The sequence below is a fragment of the Williamsia sp. Leaf354 genome (assembly GCF_001424365.1).
Taxonomy (GTDB): Bacteria; Actinomycetota; Actinomycetes; order Mycobacteriales; family Mycobacteriaceae; genus Williamsia_A.
Map to the genome: position 1 here is coordinate 1071732 of NZ_LMPL01000001.1, position 19627 is coordinate 1091358.

22 protein-coding genes are annotated in these 19627 nt (G+C 69.5%); 9 read left to right on the forward strand and 13 right to left on the reverse strand.

The window, feature by feature from the left end; translation table 11 throughout:
• Nucleotides 1–3: 3 nt before the first annotated feature.
• Nucleotides 4–1128, reverse strand: coding sequence for an acyl-CoA dehydrogenase family protein (locus tag ASG12_RS05155; protein WP_055785962.1), 1125 nt, complete (start codon nucleotides 1126–1128; stop codon nucleotides 4–6).
• 58 nt (nucleotides 1129–1186) lie between these two features.
• Complete coding sequence (locus ASG12_RS05160) at nucleotides 1187–2359, reverse strand: acyl-CoA dehydrogenase family protein (protein ID WP_045821684.1); 1173 nt, start codon at nucleotides 2357–2359, stop codon at nucleotides 1187–1189.
• A gap of 211 nt (nucleotides 2360–2570) precedes the next feature.
• On the opposite strand from ASG12_RS05160, the gene ASG12_RS05165 reads away from it, so the two are divergent.
• The gene (locus tag ASG12_RS05165) at nucleotides 2571–2837 is read left to right on the forward strand and encodes a lipopolysaccharide assembly protein LapA domain-containing protein (RefSeq protein WP_045821685.1); all 267 of its coding nucleotides are present in this window, start codon (nucleotides 2571–2573) and stop codon (nucleotides 2835–2837) included.
• Between the two features lie 80 nt (nucleotides 2838–2917).
• On the opposite strand, the gene ASG12_RS05170 is transcribed toward ASG12_RS05165, so the two are convergent.
• Nucleotides 2918–4285, reverse strand: coding sequence for an MFS transporter (locus tag ASG12_RS05170; protein ID WP_055785964.1), 1368 nt, complete (start codon nucleotides 4283–4285; stop codon nucleotides 2918–2920).
• Nucleotides 4286–4379: 94 nt separating this feature from the next.
• Here ASG12_RS05170 and ASG12_RS05175 point away from each other — a divergent pair, with 94 nt between their 5' ends.
• Nucleotides 4380–4964, forward strand: a complete 585-nt coding sequence (locus ASG12_RS05175; protein ID WP_082501649.1) for a TetR/AcrR family transcriptional regulator — start codon at nucleotides 4380–4382, stop codon at nucleotides 4962–4964.
• 7 nt (nucleotides 4965–4971) lie between these two features.
• Here the strand turns inward: ASG12_RS05175 and ASG12_RS05180 are convergent, their stop codons facing one another.
• Nucleotides 4972–5451: a MarR family winged helix-turn-helix transcriptional regulator gene (locus ASG12_RS05180; RefSeq protein WP_156377923.1), complete on the reverse strand. Its 480-nt coding sequence runs from the start codon at nucleotides 5449–5451 to the stop codon at nucleotides 4972–4974.
• 71 nt (nucleotides 5452–5522) lie between these two features.
• On the opposite strand from ASG12_RS05180, the gene ASG12_RS05185 reads away from it, so the two are divergent.
• Complete coding sequence (locus ASG12_RS05185) at nucleotides 5523–6794, forward strand: FAD-dependent monooxygenase (protein ID WP_082501780.1); 1272 nt, start codon at nucleotides 5523–5525, stop codon at nucleotides 6792–6794.
• Here ASG12_RS05185 and ASG12_RS05190 read toward each other — a convergent pair.
• On the reverse strand, nucleotides 6769–7224 hold the full coding sequence (locus ASG12_RS05190; RefSeq protein ID WP_055785976.1) for a carboxymuconolactone decarboxylase family protein: 456 nt from the start codon (nucleotides 7222–7224) through the stop codon (nucleotides 6769–6771). The genes ASG12_RS05185 and ASG12_RS05190 overlap by 26 nt on opposite strands.
• Before the next feature lie 131 nt (nucleotides 7225–7355).
• On the opposite strand from ASG12_RS05190, the gene ASG12_RS05195 reads away from it, so the two are divergent.
• Both ASG12_RS05195 and ASG12_RS05200 read left to right on the forward strand, forming a co-directional pair.
• Nucleotides 7356–8375 carry a pirin family protein gene (locus tag ASG12_RS05195; protein WP_055785979.1) on the forward strand — a complete coding sequence of 340 codons (1020 nt, stop codon included), beginning with the start codon at nucleotides 7356–7358 and terminating at the stop codon, nucleotides 8373–8375.
• A 2-nt stretch (nucleotides 8376–8377) separates the two neighbouring features.
• Nucleotides 8378–8752: a GNAT family N-acetyltransferase gene (locus tag ASG12_RS05200; protein WP_055785983.1), complete on the forward strand. Its 375-nt coding sequence runs from the start codon at nucleotides 8378–8380 to the stop codon at nucleotides 8750–8752.
• A gap of 4 nt (nucleotides 8753–8756) precedes the next feature.
• On the opposite strand, the gene ASG12_RS05205 is transcribed toward ASG12_RS05200, so the two are convergent.
• Both ASG12_RS05205 and ASG12_RS05210 read right to left on the reverse strand, forming a co-directional pair.
• On the reverse strand, nucleotides 8757–10130 hold the full coding sequence (locus ASG12_RS05205; protein ID WP_055785986.1) for an NtaA/DmoA family FMN-dependent monooxygenase: 1374 nt from the start codon (nucleotides 10128–10130) through the stop codon (nucleotides 8757–8759).
• Nucleotides 10127–11317 carry an LLM class flavin-dependent oxidoreductase gene (locus tag ASG12_RS05210; protein ID WP_055785990.1) on the reverse strand — a complete coding sequence of 397 codons (1191 nt, stop codon included), beginning with the start codon at nucleotides 11315–11317 and terminating at the stop codon, nucleotides 10127–10129. The genes ASG12_RS05205 and ASG12_RS05210 overlap by 4 nt, the downstream gene beginning before the upstream one ends.
• Nucleotides 11318–11451: 134 nt before the next feature.
• Here ASG12_RS05210 and ASG12_RS21540 point away from each other — a divergent pair, with 134 nt between their 5' ends.
• Nucleotides 11452–11622, forward strand: coding sequence for a hypothetical protein (locus ASG12_RS21540; RefSeq protein WP_156377925.1), 171 nt, complete (start codon nucleotides 11452–11454; stop codon nucleotides 11620–11622).
• Complete coding sequence (locus ASG12_RS05215; RefSeq protein ID WP_055785993.1) at nucleotides 11619–12737, forward strand: LLM class flavin-dependent oxidoreductase; 1119 nt, start codon at nucleotides 11619–11621, stop codon at nucleotides 12735–12737. Before ASG12_RS21540 ends, ASG12_RS05215 begins: the two co-directional genes overlap by 4 nt.
• Before the next feature lie 77 nt (nucleotides 12738–12814).
• Here the strand turns inward: ASG12_RS05215 and ASG12_RS05220 are convergent, their stop codons facing one another.
• Nucleotides 12815–13642, reverse strand: a complete 828-nt coding sequence (locus ASG12_RS05220; protein WP_055785996.1) for a type IV toxin-antitoxin system AbiEi family antitoxin domain-containing protein — start codon at nucleotides 13640–13642, stop codon at nucleotides 12815–12817.
• A gap of 441 nt (nucleotides 13643–14083) precedes the next feature.
• On the opposite strand from ASG12_RS05220, the gene groL reads away from it, so the two are divergent.
• Nucleotides 14084–15709, forward strand: coding sequence for a chaperonin GroEL (gene groL, locus ASG12_RS05225; RefSeq protein WP_055785999.1), 1626 nt, complete (start codon nucleotides 14084–14086; stop codon nucleotides 15707–15709).
• Nucleotides 15710–15839: 130 nt separating this feature from the next.
• On the opposite strand, the gene ASG12_RS05230 is transcribed toward groL, so the two are convergent.
• From ASG12_RS05230 to ASG12_RS05240, 3 genes are read right to left on the reverse strand one after another with little or no spacing between them, the layout of a single operon-like run.
• The gene (locus tag ASG12_RS05230) at nucleotides 15840–16313 is read right to left on the reverse strand and encodes a hypothetical protein (RefSeq protein ID WP_055786001.1); all 474 of its coding nucleotides are present in this window, start codon (nucleotides 16311–16313) and stop codon (nucleotides 15840–15842) included.
• A 28-nt stretch (nucleotides 16314–16341) separates the two neighbouring features.
• Nucleotides 16342–16752 carry a type II toxin-antitoxin system VapC family toxin gene (locus ASG12_RS05235; protein ID WP_055786004.1) on the reverse strand — a complete coding sequence of 137 codons (411 nt, stop codon included), beginning with the start codon at nucleotides 16750–16752 and terminating at the stop codon, nucleotides 16342–16344.
• Nucleotides 16752–17018, reverse strand: a complete 267-nt coding sequence (locus tag ASG12_RS05240) for a type II toxin-antitoxin system Phd/YefM family antitoxin (RefSeq protein WP_055786008.1) — start codon at nucleotides 17016–17018, stop codon at nucleotides 16752–16754. The genes ASG12_RS05235 and ASG12_RS05240 overlap by 1 nt, the downstream gene beginning before the upstream one ends.
• Nucleotides 17019–17095: 77 nt before the next feature.
• Here ASG12_RS05240 and ASG12_RS05245 point away from each other — a divergent pair, with 77 nt between their 5' ends.
• On the forward strand, nucleotides 17096–17458 hold the full coding sequence (locus ASG12_RS05245) for a hypothetical protein (RefSeq protein WP_055786010.1): 363 nt from the start codon (nucleotides 17096–17098) through the stop codon (nucleotides 17456–17458).
• 4 nt (nucleotides 17459–17462) lie between these two features.
• On the opposite strand, the gene ASG12_RS05250 is transcribed toward ASG12_RS05245, so the two are convergent.
• Both ASG12_RS05250 and ASG12_RS05255 read right to left on the reverse strand, forming a co-directional pair.
• Nucleotides 17463–18581, reverse strand: coding sequence for an LLM class flavin-dependent oxidoreductase (locus ASG12_RS05250; RefSeq protein WP_055786013.1), 1119 nt, complete (start codon nucleotides 18579–18581; stop codon nucleotides 17463–17465).
• Nucleotides 18578–19615, reverse strand: coding sequence for an ABC transporter substrate-binding protein (locus tag ASG12_RS05255; RefSeq protein WP_055786016.1), 1038 nt, complete (start codon nucleotides 19613–19615; stop codon nucleotides 18578–18580). Before ASG12_RS05255 ends, ASG12_RS05250 begins: the two co-directional genes overlap by 4 nt.
• Nucleotides 19616–19627 lie beyond the last annotated feature (12 nt).

Here is a 19627-nt window from a genome sequence, read left to right on the forward strand (position 1 = left end):
ACGTCAGATCAGCGTGAGCATGTCGTGATCGGCGACCGTCTCCGACAGGGCGCGCAGGTGATCGTCGGACCCACCGAGGGTGTGGGCGATCGCGGTCAGGCGGCTCACCACGTGGCCCACGGGGTACTCGGCGGTGAGGCCGATGCCGCCGTGGAGCTGGATGGTCTCCTGGCCGATGAGACGCGCCGAGTGGCAGATCTGCAGCTTCGCGCGCGATGCGGTCGCCGGGTCCACGTCGTCGTCGGCGAGACGCATCGTCGCGTAGGTGCTGATGCTGCGGGCCAGCTCGAGTTCGACGTACATGTTCGACGCGCGATGGGTGAGCGCCTGGAACGTCTTGAGCGGCACGCCGAACTGCTTGCGCGACTTCAGGTACTCGGTGGTCTGGTTCAGGGCCTGCTCCATGGCGCCGACGGCCTCGGCGCACAGGAGGGTCTGGGTGACGACCTCGGTCTTCGTGATCACCGCGGCGGCATCGTCGACCGGCAGCGCTGTCGCGGCCGCACCGTCGAAGGTGACCCGGGCGGCGCGACGCCGGTCATGGGTGCGCAACGCGGTGCGGGTCACGCCCTCGGCGTCGGCGTCGACGAGGAACAGCGCGGGTGCGCCGTCGAGCGTGGCGGTGACGACGAACGTCCCGGCGACGTCGCCGGCGAGCACGGGGCTCTTGGTGCCGGTCAGGGTGTAGCTGTCGCCGGAAGCGGTGGCGGTGGTCGCCAGGGCTGCGGTGGGCCACCGGTCGCCGGGCTCGTCATGGGCGTAGGCGAGCACCAGCCCGCCCTCGGCGACCTCGCCGACGATCTCGCCGCGCAGGGCGTCGTCGGTGACCGCGGCGATCGCCACACCCGGCGTCGCCATGCCGGTGATGAACGGCTCCGGGGCCAGCGACCGTCCGAATTCGCCGGCCACGACCGCGGTCTCGGCGAAACCGGCACCGGCGCCGCCGTCGTCCTCGGAGAACGGGAGGCCGAGGATGCCGATCTCGGCGAGCGAGCTCCAGACCTTCTCGCTCCAGCCGCGGTCGGTCTCGGCGACCTCGCGGAGCTTCTCGACGTCGTAGGCGCGGCCGAGCACCTCACGCGCGGTGTCGCGCAGGAGCGACTGCTCCTCGGTGAGTTCGAAATCCATGGGGGAGTGACCCTTTCGTGGGTACAGAAAAGATGTGTGGGGTGCGGTGGACCGGTCTCTACAGACCCAGGATCCCCGAGGCGATGATGGTGCGCTGGACCTCCGACGATCCGCCGTAGATCGACACCTTGCGGGTGTTGAGGTACGTCGGCATGGCGAGGTGTGCCCACTCGGCGTCGTCGAGGGCGGGGTCGAAGACGGTGAGGGCGTCGGTACCGGCCAGGTCGGTCATGAGCTCGGTGACCTCCTGGGTGAGCTCGCTGCCGCGGAGCTTCAACACCGACGACACCGGGTTCGGCTTGCCGTCGCCATCGGAGGCGACCACGCGCAGCTGGGTGAGTTCCAGTGCCAGCAGGGCGTTCTCGAGTTCGACGAAGCGGGCGCGGGTGAACGGGTCGTCGAGCAGGGAGCCGTTCGGGGTCGGGATCGACGCCGCGATCTCCTTGGCCCGGGCGAGACGGATCTTGTTGTACGAGACGCGGGCGATGCCACCGCGCTCGTTCGACAGCAGGAACTTCGCGTAGCTCCAGCCGGCGTTCTCCTCGCCGACGAGGTTCTCCACCGGGACGCGGACGTCGGTGAACCAGACCTCGTTGACCTCGTGGCCGCCGTCGATGAGCTGGATCGGACGCCGCTCGATGCCCTCGGAGTTCATGTCGATGAGCAGGAAGCTGATGCCGGCCTGCTTCTTCGGCGCATCGGGATCGGTGCGCACCAGGCAGAAGATCCAGTCGGCGTACTGCGCCAACGTGGTCCAGGTCTTCTGGCCGTTGACGATGTAGTGGTCACCGTCGCGGACGGCCTTCGTCTTCAACGACGCGAGGTCCGAGCCGGCCTCGGGCTCGGAGAAGCCCTGGCACCACCAGATGTCGAGGTTCGCCGTCGCGGGCAGGAAGCGGTCCTTGATCTCCTGCGAACCGAACTGCGCGATGACCGGTCCGACCATCGCGGCGTTGAACGCCAACGGCTCGGGCACGGCGGCGAGGTTCATCTGGTCCTGCCAGATGTGGCGCTGCACCGGGGTCCAGTCCTTGCCGCCGTCGGCGACGGGCCAGTTCGGGACCGCGATGCCCTCCTCGTTGAGGATGCGCATCGTGGTGACGATGTCGTCGGGGAAGTTCAGATTTCCCGCGGCCGAGCGTTCGCGGATCTCTTTGGGGATCTTCGTGGTGAAGAGCGTCCGCATCTCATCGCGAAAGTCCGCTTCTTCGGGGGTGAGGGCGAGGTGCATAGCTCCTTATTACTCCCACTGCGGCCCGGGACGTCAACGCAGGTGGCCTCCATGCGGACACCGGGACACGATCGCCGCCGCCGTTATCGGTTCGTGATTTTTCGAGACCTTCTCGTGATGTCGCGGGAGCGGTCGGCGAGATGTCTTCTTGACATCGTCCGTTGTGACGGTGATCCACGACGGATTCCGCAGGACAGAGAGCAGGACCGCCATGAGTGCCGCCACCACGGAGACCTCCCGCCCCACACGCCGGCGTTCCATCGGGGCCGGATCGGGCGTACTCCTCGTCCTGACCGTCGTGGTCATCGCCGCGCTGGTGACCTTCGTGCTGCAGAACACCGACAAGGTCAGCGTGAAGTTCCTGGCATGGCAGCTCGATCTCGGGCTGGGGCTGGCGCTGCTCATCGGAGCTGCGGTCGGCGCCGTCCTCGCCTGGCTGATCTCGGGCTCGATCCGTGCGCGCCGAGCGCTGAAGTGATCCCGCTCCTGGCGCGGCGCTACATCTACCGCTACCTGCTGGTGGCGTTCGCGCTGCCGCTCGTCGCCCGGCTCAGCCTGTCAGCGGGCGCCCGACTCGAACGCCGCAAGGGCCGCCGCACCATCGTCTCGCGCATCCTGACCGGCGTCGGTCGCTTCTCGCGCAAGCGGGTGACCAAGGCCGTCGACAAGGGCGTCGTCACGCCCAAGGCCGCCGAGCGGGCCCGCGCCTGACGGTTCGTCGCCGGTGGGGAGTTCGCCGCGGTCGCGCAACACCACCGCGGCGATCGCGGCCGCGGCGATCAGCGACACGATGAAGATCGCGTAGCCCACCGCGGTCGCGCGCAGGCCGACGTGGCCGGTGACGACGCCTGCGATCACCGCGGGGACGCTGAACGCGGTGTAGCAGACGGCGAACACCGCTGCGAACACCTGGGCGCGCTGCGAGGGCGCACTGACGCGCGCCATCTCCGACATGATGCCCAGAAGCGTGGTGCCGAAACCGATTCCGGCGAGGATCGATCCGATCACGTACACCGGTGCCGACTCGGCCAGGACCGCCGACATCGAGATCAGCACCCCGCCGGCGAGTGCGCTGTACCCGACGACGAGCTTCATCGTGGTCGACGCGCGGGAGGCGACGGTCGAGGCGAGGGCCGCGCTGCCGAAGAAGGCGCACAGGATCGCGCCACCGGTCGCGTGGTTGGCGACACCGAGGATCTGCGCGGTGATCGACGAGCCCAGCGACAGGTAGAGCCCACCGAGCGACCACGTGGCGAGCATCGCCGGGACCGCCGAGAAGAACACCGGACGCACGTCGGCAGGCACGGCGATACTCGGTGAGATCGTCCCCAGCGCATGCGATCTCGAGTCGAAGCCGAGGAGCGGCGAGGTCTCGGGCAGGAACGCGATCGTGATGAGCAGTACGGCCAGGGCCACGATGAGGACGACGTAGACGATGACGCGTGGCAGCGGCGCGTACTCCACCAGCACGCCGGCGAGCACCACGCCCGTCGCGAGCCCGAGGGGCGGGGTGGCCGTGCTGACCATCGACCCCAGATGTGGTGTCGGGGCGAGGTCGACGAGTGCGGCACTCACGGTGCCGACCAGTGCGCCGGTCGCGAGCCCCTGCAGGACCCGGGCGACGATCAGCATCGCGACACCGTCGGCGGTCAGGAACACCACCATGCTCACGATCAACAGGACGATGGCGCCGGCGAGGACGGGGCGTCGACCGATGTGGTCGGAGATCGATCCGACGGTGAGCAGCGTCCCCACCAGGGCGAGCACGTACACCGCGAACACGATGGTCAGGGTGAAGGCCGAGAACCCGAACAGCTGCTGATAGACGGGGTACAGCGGCGACGGCGCGGCCGAGGCCAACAGCACCACCGTCGAGGTCAGGCCGACCAGCCAGAAGGCCACCGACCGCGGGATCTGTCGCTGCATGTCGCTACTCCTCACTTAAAGCAGTGATTGTTGCTTTTGAGAAGGTAGCACCGTGCGCCGACTTAAAGCCAGTCGATTTGCAATAATGGCAGACATGACTACCACCCGCACCTCTGCCCGACGGCCCGGCGGCCGCAGCGCACGCGTGCAGGCCGACGTCTACGCGGCGGTCGGCGCGCTGGTCAGCGAGGGTCATCGCGACACGATGACCGTCCCGCAGGTCGCCGAACGCGCCGGGGTGAACCCCACCAGCATCTATCGCCGCTGGGGCGGGGTGGCCACGCTCCTCGAGGAGGTCGCGGTCGCCGCGCTGACCGGCGACGAGCCCATGCCCGATACCGGCGCCATCCGGGGCGATCTCGAGGCGTGGGCGGGCATCATCGTCGCCGACATCACCCGACCCGAGCGCATCGTCTACCTCCGCGCGATGGTCAGTGCGCGTCAGGGCACCCCGGGCGAGTGCCCGTGTTGGGAGACCCGCGACGAGCAGGCCGGACAGATGCTGGCCCGCGCCGCCGAGCGGGGTGAGGCCGTGCCGACCGTCGCCCAGGTGCTCAACCACGTGGTGGCGCCGCTGTACCACCACGTCGTGTTCGGGCTCCACGCCGACGAGGCCTTCGCGCACTCCCTCGTCGCCGACGTCCTCGCGATGGCGCCCGCGCGCGTGCTCGCGCACTAGCCTGCGCTCAGTCGTTCCCGCTGTCCGCGGTGACCTCGGTGATGTCGGACAGGAACCGGAGGACGACCTCGCGTTCGTCGTCGGGGAGGGCGCGGCAGACGTCGTCGATGCGGCTGATCGTCGCGCTCCACGCCGCGTGCGTGGCCTGACGTGCGGCCGGGGTCTCGACCACCGACACCCGGCGGCGGTCGACGGTGTCGCGGACCCGCCGGACGTGCCCGGCGCGTTCGAGTCGGTCCACCAGGACCGTGGCCGAGGCCGAACGGATCCCGAGGTGTGCGGCCAACTCCGCCACTCCCATCGGTCCGCGCTGTGCCAGCGCGGCGATCGCCGCCATGTCGTTGGGGTTCATCCCCATCCGGTCGGCCATGCGCCCGACCAGCTCTCGCGACGCGCCGACCATGTCGCGGACGGCCACCGTCGCGGGGTCGAGGTCTCCGTAGGAGTCGTCGGGCATGGGGGACATCCCACCATCGGGCGAGTGCATAGTCAATATGGTCATTCGACAAACTGATTGCTAGATTGTCTACATACATTCGCACGGTGATGGAGGACGACATGACCGATCGACGAGCACACGAGGGTGACCGGCCGAGAGTCCTGGTGACCGGGGGCAGTGTCGGAGGGCCGGCGCAGGCGTGGGCCCTGCAGCGGGCGGGTTTCGCGGTGACGCTTCTCGAACGGGCGCCGCGTCCGCGCGAGGCTGGACAGAACATCGACATCCGCGACGCCGGTCACGCGGTGTTGCGCGCGATGGGGATCCGCGACGAGGTGAAGGCGGCCTCCACCGGCGAGGTCGGGATCCGCTACCTCGACCACCGCGGCGAGCCCTACGCCGAGCTGCCCGCCCTCGAGGGTGAGGACGGGCCGACCGCCGAGCTGGAGATCCTGCGCGGGAAGCTCTCCGAGATCCTGATGGGACTCACGGAGGGAACGGTCGAGCACCGGTTCGGGACGCACGTCGTCGCGCTCGAGGACCGGCCCGACGACGGTGTCACCGTCGCGTTCGCCGACGGCACCCGCGAGCACTTCGACCTTGTCGTGGTGGCCGAGGGGCGCAACTCCACGACGCGCGACCTCGTGTTCGGCGACGAGGTGGGCACGATCAGCCGTGGCCTCTACATCGCCTACGGCACGATCGCGCGGACCGCCGCCGACGACGACTGGTGGCGCTGGATGACCGCGCGGGACAGCCGTATGGTCGGCCTCCGTCCGGACAACACGGGCACCATCCGCGCGAACCTCGGTTTCCTGGCGCCGGATCTCGGCCTCGACCGTCTCGGCCACGCCGCGCAGATGACGGTGCTGCGCAACCGTTTCGCCGGAGTCGGGTGGGAGACCGACCGCATCCTCGACGGCTTCGAGGCCGCGCCGGAGGAGTTCTACATGGAACGCACCGACAAGGTGGTGATGCCGACCTATTCGCGCGGCCGGGTCATCGTCGTCGGCGACGCGGCGTGGGCGGGCGGCCCCACCGGCATGGGTACGACGCTCGCACTGGTGGGCGCCTACGTCCTCGCCGGCGAACTCGACGCGGCCCGCACCGGCGACGCGATCGACCATCGGCGCGCCTTCACCGCATACGAACGGATCATCCGCCCGTACGCGGAGTCGGTCCAGACCCCGTCGTCGGGCAACTCCCGCATGGTGATGCCGAGGACGACGCGCGGCCTGCGGGTGCTGCGGGCCGTGCACACCCTGCTCGCGCGACCCGCGGTGCGTTCGCGGGTCGAGCACCGTCTGCTCTCGCGGGCGGGCAAGGATTTCGTGTTGCCGGACTACCCGATCTACGCCGACGCGCCGGTCACTGCCGGACGGGGTGTCGGCTGAGGATCGAGACCCGGTTGAAGGCGTTGATGGCGATGGCGACCCAGATGACCGCCGAGACCTGGTCGTCGGTGAGCGTGGCGCGAGCCCGTTCGTACTCGATCTCCGCCACGTCGTGGGGCGGCAGGGTCGTCACCGTCTCCGCCAGCAGCAATGCCGCGCGCTCGGTCTCGTCGAACAGCTCGGTCTCGCGCCAGGCGGGCAGTGTCGCGATGCGCTGCACGGTCTCGCCGGCGGCGATCGCGCGGCGCGAGTGCAACTCCAGGCAGAAGGCGCATCCGTTGATCTGCGACACCCGCAGGTTGACCAGCTCCACCAGGATGCGCGGGAGATCGGCGCCGCGTGCCGTGTCCGACACCGCGGCCGCGACCCCACCCAGTGCCCGGTAGGCCTCGGGGGACTGCTTGTCGATGTAGATGTGCGGGTGGTCCATCGTGGCTCCTGTCGGTGACCAGAGGCGCGGGGCGCGGGGCTCGGTGGGCGTACGCCGCAGGTGGGATCACCGGCGTATCGTTCACTCACGCATCAACATAGACGCGGCGTGAGCGAGCGGATGGGACGGCGATGAGCAATCTCGAAGAGCACCCGGTGTCCCAGGAGTGCGTGGCCGACCCGCGCGGCGGCGTCGAGGTCATCACCGCGCGCGAGGTGCCGTTGGGCGGTCCGCGCGCGATGCGTGTCCGGCGGACGCTGCCGCAGCGACAACGGTCGCTGATCGGGGCGTGGTGCTTCATCGACCACTACGGCCCCGAGGACGTGTCGACATCGGCCGGCATGGACGTGGCGCCGCACCCGCACACCGGTCTGCAGACCGTCAGTTGGTTGTTCACCGGCGAGATCGAGCACCGCGACTCCGCGGGCGTCCACGCGATGGTGCGCCCCGGCGAGCTCAACCTCATGTCGGCCGGTCACGGCATCAGCCACTCCGAGGTGTCCACTCCGGACACGACGATCCTCCACGGGGCGCAGCTGTGGCTGGCACTGCCCGACGCCGTGCGCGACGACGACCACGGCTTCGACCACTTCGCCCCCGAACCGGTCACCGCCGGCGGCGCGCAGATGCGGGTGTTCCTCGGCGAGGTGGGCCTGCGGGTCGGTGACGAGCGCGTGCGGGCGGACTCGCCGGTGCGGACCGCCACCGCGCTGGTCGGTGCGGAGATCGTGCTGCCCGCGCACACCACCGTGACGCTCGAGGTCGCTCCGACGCACGAACACGGCGTGTTGAGCGACCGGGGTGACATCGCCGTCGAGAACGAGTCGCTCGCGGTCGGCGAACTCGGTTACGTCGGCGTCGGGTCGCCGACCGTCGTCATGGCCAACCGATCCGACACGTCGGGTCGGGCACTGCTCGTCGGGGGTGAGCCGTTCACCGAGGAGATCATCATGTGGTGGAACTTCGTCGGACGCACCCACGACGAGATCGCCTCCTACCGTGCGCAGTGGGAGGCCGGCGACATCCGATTCGGGACCGTCGAGGGATACCGTGGGCCGCACCCGCGTATCCCGGCTCCCGAGATGCCCACCACCACGCTGCGACCGCGCGCCAACCCGGCGCCGCACGTCGGCTCCACGAGAGGCCACTGACCATGCCGACCGACAAGACGGGCGCCCGGGCCGACATCGCCGACAACCCGGCGATGCAGCGATTCGAGATCTCCGTCGACACCGGCGACGGCACCGGCTCGGTGGTCGGCTTCGCGCTGTACCGCGACCGCACCGACGACTCCGGCCACGCGCAGCGGGTCTTCTTCCACACCGAGGTCGACGACGCCTTCGGCGGTCGTGGACTGGGGACGTTGCTGGTCCGCGGCGCGCTGGAGGCCATGCGCGACAACGGAACCCGCGTGGTGCCGGTGTGTCCGCTGTTCGCCGCCTACCTGCGCAAGCACGACGACTTCGCCGACATCGTCGACCGCCCCACCCAGCAGATCATGGACGACCTGCGCGAGCAGACCGCCTGAGGGCTCAGGCCCCGACCCGGGGCCGCACGTCGGCGAGCCCGAGGTGGTGTCGCAGGGTGGTGCCGGTGTAGTCCGCACGGTGCACGCCGCGTTCCTGCAGCAGCGGGACCACCTCGTCGGCGAACCGGTCGAGGCCCCCGGGTGTGATGTGGGGGACGAGGATGAAGCCGTCGCACGCGTCGGCCTCGACGAACTCGATCATGTTGTCCGCGACGGTCTCTGCCGAGCCGATGAACGACTGCCGACCGGTGACCTCCACGATCAGCTCGCGCGTCGTGAGCTTCTTCGCCTCGGCCAACTGCCGCCATTCCGCCGCGACGTCGCGCGGATCGCGGTGGATGCGCACGCTGGCCCGCCCCTTCGCGACGGTGTTCTCGCCCGGGATCGGATCGACGGCCGGCAGCGGACCGTCGGGATCGTGGTCGGAGAGATCGCGGTTCCACAGTTGCTCGAGGAACTTGATCGCGGTCTGACCGCTGACCTGCGCGAGGCGTACCTCGTGGGCGAGATCGGCGGCGTCGGCGTCGGTGTCACCGATCACGAACGTCGTCGCCGGCAGGATCAGCAGCTCGTCGGGCTCGCGACCGAAGCGGGCGAGCCTGCCCTTCACGTCGGCGTAGAACTGTTGCCCCGCATCGAGGGTCCCGTGTCGGGAGAAGATCGCGTCGGCGGTCTCGGCCGCGAAGTCGCGGCCCTCCTCGGAATCGCCCGCCTGGAAGATGACCGGGCGTCCCTGCGGACTGCGCGGCACCGAGAACCGGCCGGTGATGTCGAACTGGCTGCTCGCGTACGAGAACGCGCCCGCGTCGGGTCGTCGGAGGAACCGGCCCGTGGCCTTGTCGGCGACGATGTCGGTGTCGTCCCACGAATCCCACAGTCGCTGTGCGGCATCGAGGAACTCGCGGGCGCGGGTGTAGCGGGCGTCCTTGGCGAGGTAGCCCCCGCGACGGAAGTTCTGGCCGGTGAACTCGTCCCACGACGTGACCACGTTCCACGCCGCCCGACCGGCGGTGAGGTGATCGAGGCTCGCGAACTGCCGTGCGACCTCGACCGGCTCGTTGAACGTCGAGTTGATGGTGCCGGTGAGGCCGAGGTGGCTCGTCACCTCGGCGAGCGCGGCGAGAACGGTGAACGTGTCCGGGCGGCCCACCACGTCGAGGTCGTAGATCTGGTCGTTCTGCTCGCGCAACCGCAATCCCTCGGCGAGGAACAGGAAGTCGAACTTGGCGCGTTCGGCGGTTCGCGCGAAGTGGACGAACGACTCGATGTCGATGTGGCTGCCTGCCGCGGGATCGCTCCACACCGTGGTGTTGTTGACGCCGGGGAAATGCGCGGCGAGATGGACCTGACGGCGGCGATTCTTCTCGGGGGTGCTCATGCTGTGACCAGTCCTGCGTAGCGGTTGGCGGGGCGGGGGAGTCGGAGATGCCCGCGGAGGGTCTCCTCGGAGTAGCTCGTGCGGAACAGGTTGCGTCGCTGCAGTTCCGGGACGACGCCGGCCACGATCGCCTCGAGGTCCAGGGGTACGGCTCCCGGTCGCAGGCGGACACCGGCCACCCCGGTCGCGGGGTCGACGAGCTCGGCGATCCGGTCGGCGACGTCGGCGGGGGTGCCGACGACCACCGCGGCGTCGTCGGTGAACTCGGTGCCGAGCCACTCGTCGAGTCGATCGCGATGCGCCCGCGCCTGCGCGCGGGTGTCGCCGAGGAACACGGTCAGATCGGCCAGCACGCGCACGGCGTCGTCGCGTCCGGCCTCGACGCGGGCCCGGTCGATCTCGGCGACGATGGTGCGCGCATCGGCGACGTCGGTGGGGGTGACGAACGCGAGGTCGGCCGAGCTGCCCACGAAGCGGTGCACGTCGCCGGTATGGCTGAGCGTCGCGATGACCGGTTGGCCCTGCGGCGGTCGCGGGGTGATCGACGGGCCGCGCACCGAGAAGAACGCACCCCGGAAATCGATGTATTGCAGCTTGTCCCGGTCGATGAAGCGGCCGGTCGCGGTGTCGCGGATCTCCGCGTCGTCCTCCCAGCTGTCCCACAGACGACGCAGGACCTCCGCGTGATCGGCGGCCTCGGCGAGCAGGTCGGGGACGGGTTCGGCGGTGGGGCGGCGTCCGAACAGGGCGGCGTCCCCCGCGTGGTGCGAGATCCGCAGGCGGACACCCGCCCGACCGTGCGAGGCGTGGTCGAGGCTCGCGATGGCCTTCGAGACGTGGAACGGCTCGGTGTGGGTGGTGACCGCCGTCGGGACGAGCCCGATGCGATCGGTCGCGAGTGCGACGCGGGCGGCGATGAGCGTCGAGTCCAGATGTCCGACAGCGAGATCGACGCGCCCGTCGGCGGTGGCCGCCGGACCCGACGAGGAGTCCGAGAGGGAGAACGAGTCCTCGATGGTCACCAGGTCGAGCAGCCCCTGTTCGGCGAGGCGCACCTGATCGATCCAGTACTGCGCGCTCACCAAATCGGTGGGGCGGGCCGAGTCGAGACGCCAGGCGGCCGGGTGTCGTCCCGCGCCACCCAGCGCGACGGCGACGTGGATCGATTGCTCGGGGCTCGCGGACACGCGGACCTCACCTCCTGGTAGCGGTTGTCGTCGGGTCAACTCCAGGGTGGTGGTGACGATTCCGTTCGCGCGGAGAACAAATCACGGTGAACACAACCGTCGCGAGATCGGCCACGACGGCGCTCACTGGACCCATGTCTGTCTCCATCGATGTCCTGCGTCCGTCGTGGCTGACGCGGTTGCGAGCGGTCGACCTGCTCTCGGCCGCCGCAGCGCTCAACCCCGACGCGCACTCGGTGTGGCCGTCGTCGCGGGCCGCCCTGGCGACGCGGACCGACGGGGTCCCGGGAATCGACGAGCGATGACCGCCATCCCGTTGTCGGTGCTGGACCTGTCGCCGATCTCGCAGGGCGGCACCCCGACCGACGCGCTGCGGAACTCGGTACGACTGGCACAACACGCAGAGAGTCTGGGGTACAAGCGTTTCTGGCTCGCCGAGCACCACTTCGTCGCCGTCGCGAGCTCGTCGACGCCGACCGCGATCGCGCTCGTCACCGCGGCGACCGACCGCATCCGCGTGGGGGCCGCGGCCGTCCAGATCGGGTTCCACACGCCGGTGTCGGTGGTGGAGGCGTTCGGCACCATCGACGCCCTGCACCCGGGTCGCCTCGACCTCGGGGTGGGGCGGTCGGGTCAGCGTCGCGCCGAGGCCACCGCGGGATCGGCGCCACCGCGTCCGCCGGCCGTGACCGACGATCGGGTCGTCGACGGGGTGCTGGTGCCCCGGCCCTTCTCCGCGGTGAAGCAACTCGGGTCGCCTCGGATGGCCGCGGCGGCGACCGCCCTGCTGCCGCCGCCGGCGCAGCAACCCGATTTCGACGAGGCCGTCGACGACGTCCTCGCGCTGCTCGCCGGCACCTTCGAGGTCGGGGGCGAGCACTTCTCGGCGGTGCCCGGTGAGCACGCCGACGTCGAGGTGTGGGTGTTCGGCAGCAGTCGGGGACAGAGCGCCGAGGTGGCCGGCCGACGCGGTCTGCCGTTCGTCGCGAGCTACCACATCACCCCCTCGACGGCCCTCGACGCGGTCGCGGCCTACCGCGAGGCCTTCGTACCGTCGGAGACGCTCGCCGAGCCCTACGTCGTGGTGTCGGCCGATGTCGTCGTCGCCGACGACGACGCCACCGCCCGCGAACTCGCCTCGAGCTTCGGACCGTGGGTCCACAGCATCCGCGCCGGTGGTGGCGCCGTGCCCTATCCCGACCCCGCGCTCACCGAACCGCTCACCGAGGCCCAGCAGGCCGTCGTCGACGACCGCGTGCGCACCCAGTTCGTCGGCGACGCGCCCTCGGTCGCCGACGAGCTCCGCACCCTCGCCGCCGCCACCGGCGCCGACGAACTCGTCGTCACCAGCGTCACCCACGGCTTCGACGACCGCCTCCGCTCCCACGAACTCCTCGCCAAGGAGTGGGGTCTGGCCTAGTCATGACTGGGATGTCGCACTGAGCGGGCGGGCATCGCATATGGGGCGATGCCGTGCAGCAGAGGGGAACATCTCGGTCACCGCCGGTGGTCACCGCGTCGTACGAGGGTCAGGATCGCGGCTTCGGTGGCGGGCCAGTCGTGGACGATCTGCCGGTAACTCAGTCGCAGCGGGAGGTAGCCCAGCTCGATCAGCATCCTGTCTCGTGCCCGGTCGTTCTCATACCGCTCGATCCCGGTGTGGTGTTCGCGGCTGTCGCATTCGACGACCAGGCGATCCCCGACGAGCAGATCCACGAAACCGACGCCCGCGATGCGGGGCTGCAGGGTGACGGAGATGTTCCGCGAACGCAGCCGGAGCCGCACCATCGTCTCCGTCCCCGACTGCGCGGCGCCGTCACATCGGTCGACCAGTGCACGGGTGCGTGCAGGGGCGGGTGCCAGGGCGGAGGTGATCTCCTCGACGGTGGCGCGTCGGGAGTTCAGCGCCGAGTCGCACACCACGACGAGCCCTTCGGCGTCGAGGCACCGCGCGGCGTAGGCGAGCGAGCACAGCAGATCGTCGACGGCGGCCGTCGGTGGCGGGATGGATCCGTGCACGCGGCATCCCGACGCGAGTCGGACCTTGCGGTGGGCCGGCCGCGCATGCAGCTTCTTCTCGTGTTCGGGAACCCAGAGTCCGTGTCGTCGTAGGGCGGAGACACACGTGAGAATCCCGCCCGCCGAGACGGCCTCGACGACCATCGGGTCGGCGTGAGGCGCGGCGAACCATCCTGGACGTAGGCGACGGATCGCGCCGCGGCGCACGAGTCGCCGGATCTCGGCATCGCCCACATCCAGGTCGGCCAGCTGCTGCCGGGAGACGACACCGTGTGATGCGCGGACCACCGGGTCGAGATCGGACATGACGAGCAGTGTCGGCGGCCCCGGGCGCCGAACCCCGTTCCGAGCGCGGTGACGGGCCGGTTCTGGGGACTGCCGTCGATCTGTGCACAGGCCGGTGGCTGAGATGTGCCTGTTTCCTGCATGCCATCGCCCACAGGGCGTTGGCGTGCACGAGAGCGGCACATCTCAGTCGATTCCCGAGGGGCGTGGGCTGCGTGGATGCGGATTTCACCTGCCCGTGGTGGCTTCGCGACAGCGTTTCCACCGACGTCGCGTCACCCGCCGCCGCGACCTTGCACTCGCCATGGGCGAGTGCTAAAAAGGCAGTTGGCACTCTCGAACCGGGAGTGCCAGGTCGGAACGGTGAGATCGGGTCTTCACTGACACCCCCGGTCGTCCGTCGCGGGCACCGAGTCCGGCCAACGAACTTCAGTGTCACCCCCTATCGGAGGATCACTTCGCATGGCCAAGCAAATCGCGTTCGACGAAGAGGCCCGTCGCGGCCTCGAGCGGGGACTCAACGCCCTCGCCGACGCAGTCAAGGTGACGTTGGGACCCAAGGGTCGCAACGTCGTTCTGGAGAAGAAGTGGGGCGCCCCCACCATCACCAATGACGGCGTCTCCATCGCCAAGGAGATCGAGCTCGAGGATCCCTACGAGAAGATCGGCGCCGAGCTCGTCAAGGAGGTCGCCAAGAAGACCGACGACGTCGCAGGCGACGGCACCACCACCGCCACCGTTCTCGCCCAGGCGCTCGTTCGTGAGGGCCTGCGCAACGTCGCGGCCGGCGCGAACCCGCTCGGTCTCAAGCGCGGCATCGAGAAGGCCGTCGCGGCCGTCACCGAGTCGCTGCTGGCCTCGGCCAAGGAGATCGACACCAAGGAGCAGATTGCTGCGACCGCCGGCATCTCCGCAGGCGACCCGTCCATCGGCGAGCTCATCGCCGAGGCCATGGACAAGGTCGGCAAGGAAGGCGTCATCACGGTCGAGGAGTCGAACACGTTCGGGCTCGAGCTCGAGCTCACCGAGGGCATGCGCTTCGACAAGGGCTACATCTCGGGCTACTTCGTGACCGACGCCGATCGTCAGGAAGCGGTCCTCGAGGATCCCTACATCCTGCTGGTCTCGGGCAAGGTCTCGACCGTCAAGGACCTGCTGCCGCTGCTGGAGAAGGTCATCCAGGCCGGCAAGCCCCTGCTGATCATCGCCGAGGACATCGAGGGCGAAGCGCTCTCGACCCTGGTGGTCAACAAGATCCGTGGCACCTTCAAGTCGGTTGCCGTCAAGGCCCCCGGCTTCGGTGACCGTCGCAAGGCCATGCTGGCCGACATCGCCATCCTCACCGGTGGCGAGGTCATCAGCGAAGAGGTCGGCCTCTCGCTCGAGGGCGCAGGCGTCGAGCTGCTCGGTACCGCGCGCAAGGTCGTCGTCACCAAGGACGAGACCACCATCGTCGAGGGTGCCGGCGACGCCGACGCCATCGCCGGTCGTGTCTCGCAGATCCGTGGCGAGATCGAGAACAGCGACTCCGATTACGACCGTGAGAAGCTGCAGGAGCGTCTGGCCAAGCTGGCCGGCGGCGTCGCGGTCATCAAGGCCGGCGCTGCGACCGAGGTCGAGCTCAAGGAGCGCAAGCACCGCATCGAAGATGCCGTGCGTAACGCCAAGGCCGCTGTCGAGGAGGGCATCGTCGCCGGTGGTGGCGTGGCCCTGCTGCAGTCGGAGCCGGCCATCGACGGTCTGTCGCTCGAGGGTGACGAGGCCACCGGTGCCAACATCGTGCGCGTCGCGCTCGAGGCCCCGGCCAAGCAGATCGCGTTCAACGCGGGCCTCGAGCCCGGCGTCGTCGCCGACAAGATCCGCAACAGCCCGCTGGGCACCGGCCTCAACGCCGGCACCGGCGTGTACGAGGATCTCCTCGCCGCAGGCATCAACGACCCGGTGAAGGTCACCCGCTCGGCGCTGCAGAACGCAGCCTCGATCGCGGCCCTGTTCCTCACCACCGAGGCCGTTGTCGCCGACAAGCCGGAGAAGAACCCGGCCCCGGCGATGCCGGGTGGCGACGAGATGGGCGGGATGGGATTCTGATCCCCCCCGTCTGACTCGACAGACAGTCTGACTCATCAGACACAACCGAAGGCCGGTCACCGTTCGCGGTGGCCGGCTTTCGGCGTTCCTGCGACCGTTTCGCCCCTACGCGACCGTCGCAACGGTCGCGTCAGGCGGGAACGGTCGCAGGAGCGCGCTGCAGGCCGAGTCGTCTCTGAACCCACATCACGAGTGCGCGCAGGAGAATCCCCGCGAGCAGCAGCACTGGGGTGGTAATGATGCCGAGGCCGTAGATCAGAAATCCCGACAGGAGCGAGACGAGTGCAGCGGTGACCTTGATCGTCGTCACCGATGTCGACGTCTCGTAGATCCCGAGCAGACCACCGGTCAGCAGCAACACCGACGATGCCCCGAAACCCCCGAGCCACAGCGTCATCCCGGCCGCGTATGCCAGGTCGGCGGGAGGCCCGAAGCGGATCAGGAAGCCGAAGATCACTCCGATGAAGGCAATCAGGTGCGTCGCGTAGTACCAGCGGACGATGCGCCGCCGCCGTCGCTCGTCGACGATGCGCTCATGCAGAACTGCGTTCATGCACTCGACTACACGCTTGTCGGCGCCGAAACGGAATACGATGTCGGTCACATGTGCAGTAGGGCACAGAGGCGACGAATCAGCGCCTGAGGTTGTCGCGGGGCGCCGCCACCGAGAGCCCGACGTCGCGCGCCGCGTCGGCCAACCGCCGTTCATAACAACAGAAGTCCGTCACCACACCGTCGAAGGCGTCGCGAGCCGTCGCCAGGTGTATGGCGTCGAGCGATCGCAGCAGGGGATCGGTGAACGCGGCCGCCGCTCGCCGTACGTCGTTGTCGATCTCGTGACAGGCGACGCGGTCGAGGAGTGCGAAAGCGGAACCGACGAAGGTGGATTCGCCCAACCGTCGCGCAGCTCGCACCAGCTCGATCTCGAGCAATGCCGACGACACCAATCCCTTGTCGGACGCGTTGATCCATTCGGTGAGGCTGCGCGACTCCGGCTCGCGGCGGATCAGCTTCACCGCGGCCGAGGTGTCGAGGTAGATCATCAGTAGCGTTCGTCCTCACGCATCTCGCGCAGCAGGTCGGAGGAGTCGTCGTGCATGGGTCCGGTGGGCCCGGGCAGGGGTCCCGACTGTGTCGCCGGGACGACTTTGCCCGCGCCGATGAGATCGGTGAGCGGGTGCGGCGATGGGGGCGCGAGCACGGCGACGACGACACCGCGCTCGGTGATCTCGATCTGCTCACCGGACTTCACCCGCGCCAGCACGGCCGCAGTCTGTTGATTCAGCTCGCGCACGGGAACGGTGGACATGCCCAGTAGTGTACTACCCAAGCGTAGTACACCGTGGAGCCGTCGCGAACGCTCAGTGCCGCCAATAGCCTTGATGCATGCCGATTCTGCAGTCGTTTGCTCGTGTGTACACGTCAGACCTCGATGATCACCTCGCGGCACGCGAGCTGCTGGGCTCCTCGCCCGCCGGCGGCCGGAGGTTCGCCCTGCCCGACCGCGGGCTGCAGGTGATGATCACCGACGACACCGTCATCGTCGCCGGCGACGAGGACGCGCTCGCCGCCGTCCGCGACACCCAGATCACCTGGCTCGTCGACGACCTCGACGGCGCGCTCACCGCGCTGCGGCCACGGATCGAGCGGGTCGTCGCTCCCCCGACGCGGGTGCCGACGGGCCGCAACGCCACCGTCCGGCTCGGCGACGTCCAGGTGGAGCTGGTGCAGTGGGACGACGAGGCCTGAGGTCTCAGGCCGCGCGTGCAGGAGCCGCCGGGGCGGTGATCCCGCGGCGGTCGAGGATCGGGCGGACGCCCTCGGCGAAGTGGTAGGCCTCCTCGAGATGCGGGTAACCCGAGAGGATGAACTCGGTGAACCCCGCGTCGTGGTACTCGCCGATGAGGTTCGCGACCTCCTCGTGTGACCCGACGAGCGCGGTGCCCGCCCCGCCGCGGATCAGCCCGACACCCGCCCACAGGTTCGGGTAGATCTCGAGGGAATCGGTGCGACCGCCGTGCAGTGCGGCCATCCGGCGCTGACCCTCCGACTGCGACGACGAGTGCAGCTGATGGGCATTCGCGATCTGGTCGGCCGGGAGCTCGTCGAGCAGCTTCTGCGCGACCGCCCACGCCTCGGCGGAGGTGTCGCGGCTAATGGTGTGCAGCCGGATGCCGTAGCGCAGCCGCCGGCCCTCGGCGGCGGCCAGTGCCCGCACGCGGTCGATCTTCGCCTTCGCGTCCGCCGGCGGCTCACCCCACGTGAGGTAGGTCTGCACGCGGCGCGCCGCCACGGCCAGGGCCGGCTCCGACGATCCGCCGAACCAGAACTCCGGCAACGGGTCCGGTGCCCGCGACACCCTCGCGTCGGCGACGCGGTAGAACTCGCCGGAATGATCGACCGAGTCCTGCGTCCAGATGCGATGCACGAGATCGAGGAACTCGTCGGTGCGCGCGTAGCGGCGGTCGTGATCGACCCAGTCACCGAAGCGGCGCTGCTCGGCGTCGTCGCCGCCGGTGACGATGTTCAGCAGCAACCGTCCCTCCGACATCCGCTGCAGGGTCGCCGCCTGTTGCGCGGCCTGTGTCGGTGGCGTCAACCCGGGCCGGAACGCGACGAGGAACTTCAGCCGACGGGTCGCCTGCAGCAGGGCCGCGGTGGTCAACCATGCGTCCTCACACCATGTTCCGGTCGGGGTGAGGACACCCTCGTAGTCGAGACGGTCGGCGGCCTGGGCCACCTCGGTCAGGTAACGCAGGGTGGGCGGCCGGAAACCGGCGGGCTCCACCCGATGCGACGACGCGTGCGACGCACCGACGATCGAGCGCCCGTCGCCGGCGGTGGGCAGGAACCAGAAGACGCGTGCGCTCATCGGGTGGCCGCCTTCACGGTGGCGTCGAAACGGGTGTCGACGAAGTCGGAGAACGGTTTCCCGGCCGGGATCTGCTTCGCCGCGACGAAGGCGTCGTAGAGCGTCTGTTCGGAATCGATCACCGTCCGATCGAGGGGGATGGCCGGCCGCAGGCTTCGTCGTTGGGCCTCCTCACCGGCGACGGGGTCGATCTTCACCGCCGCGGAGTACTTCGCCGACCACTCCTCGGGGTGGGCCTGCGCCCACGCGGACGCCTTGGCGAGGCGGGACACGAAATCGGCGAGCGCCGTGTTCTTCGCCGGGTCGTCGAGGGCCTGCTGCGCGGCGATGCCGAAGCCGTAGCCGTTGGCGACACCCTGCGCGGTGGTCAGGGTGCGGGCGCCGGTCTGCTGTTGCGCGAGGGCGGTGAACGGGTCCCAGATGGCCCACGCATCGACCTGGCCCGCGGTGAACGCGGTCAGCGCGTCGGCGGGTTGCAGGGGGACGAGCTGCACGTCGGCCGGCGTGAGCCCGGCCTTGGTGAGCTGCAACAGCAGGTGCCCGTGGGCCGAACTGCCCTTGCCGAAGGCGATCCGCTTGCCGCGCAGATCGGCGACACTGCGCGCGGTCGAGGTCTTCGGCACCAGGATCTGATCTCCGCTCGCGTCGTTGGTGTACGCGCTGACGACCTTGATGCGGGCGTTCGCGGCGGCGCCGAATATCGGCGGGGTGTTGCCCGTGACGGCGAAGTCGATGCGTCCGGCGGTCGCCGCCTCCACCTGCGGGGGACCGGAGGTGAAGGTGGAGAACGACACCCGGTACGGGGTGCCGGTCAGCTGCCCCGATGCCTCCAACAGAGCCTGGGTCCCGCCCTTCTGATCACCGACGTTCAGGGTGACCGACGACAGCCGGCTCGCGTCGACCGCCGACGGCGCGGCAGCCGACCCGGTGTCGGACTCGCGTGAGACACATCCGGCGAGCGCGGTGGCGCCGACGACGAGGGTCAGCAGCGACGTTGCCACACGACGCGAACGGGGACGAGAAGCGAACAGCATGAATGCCTTTCG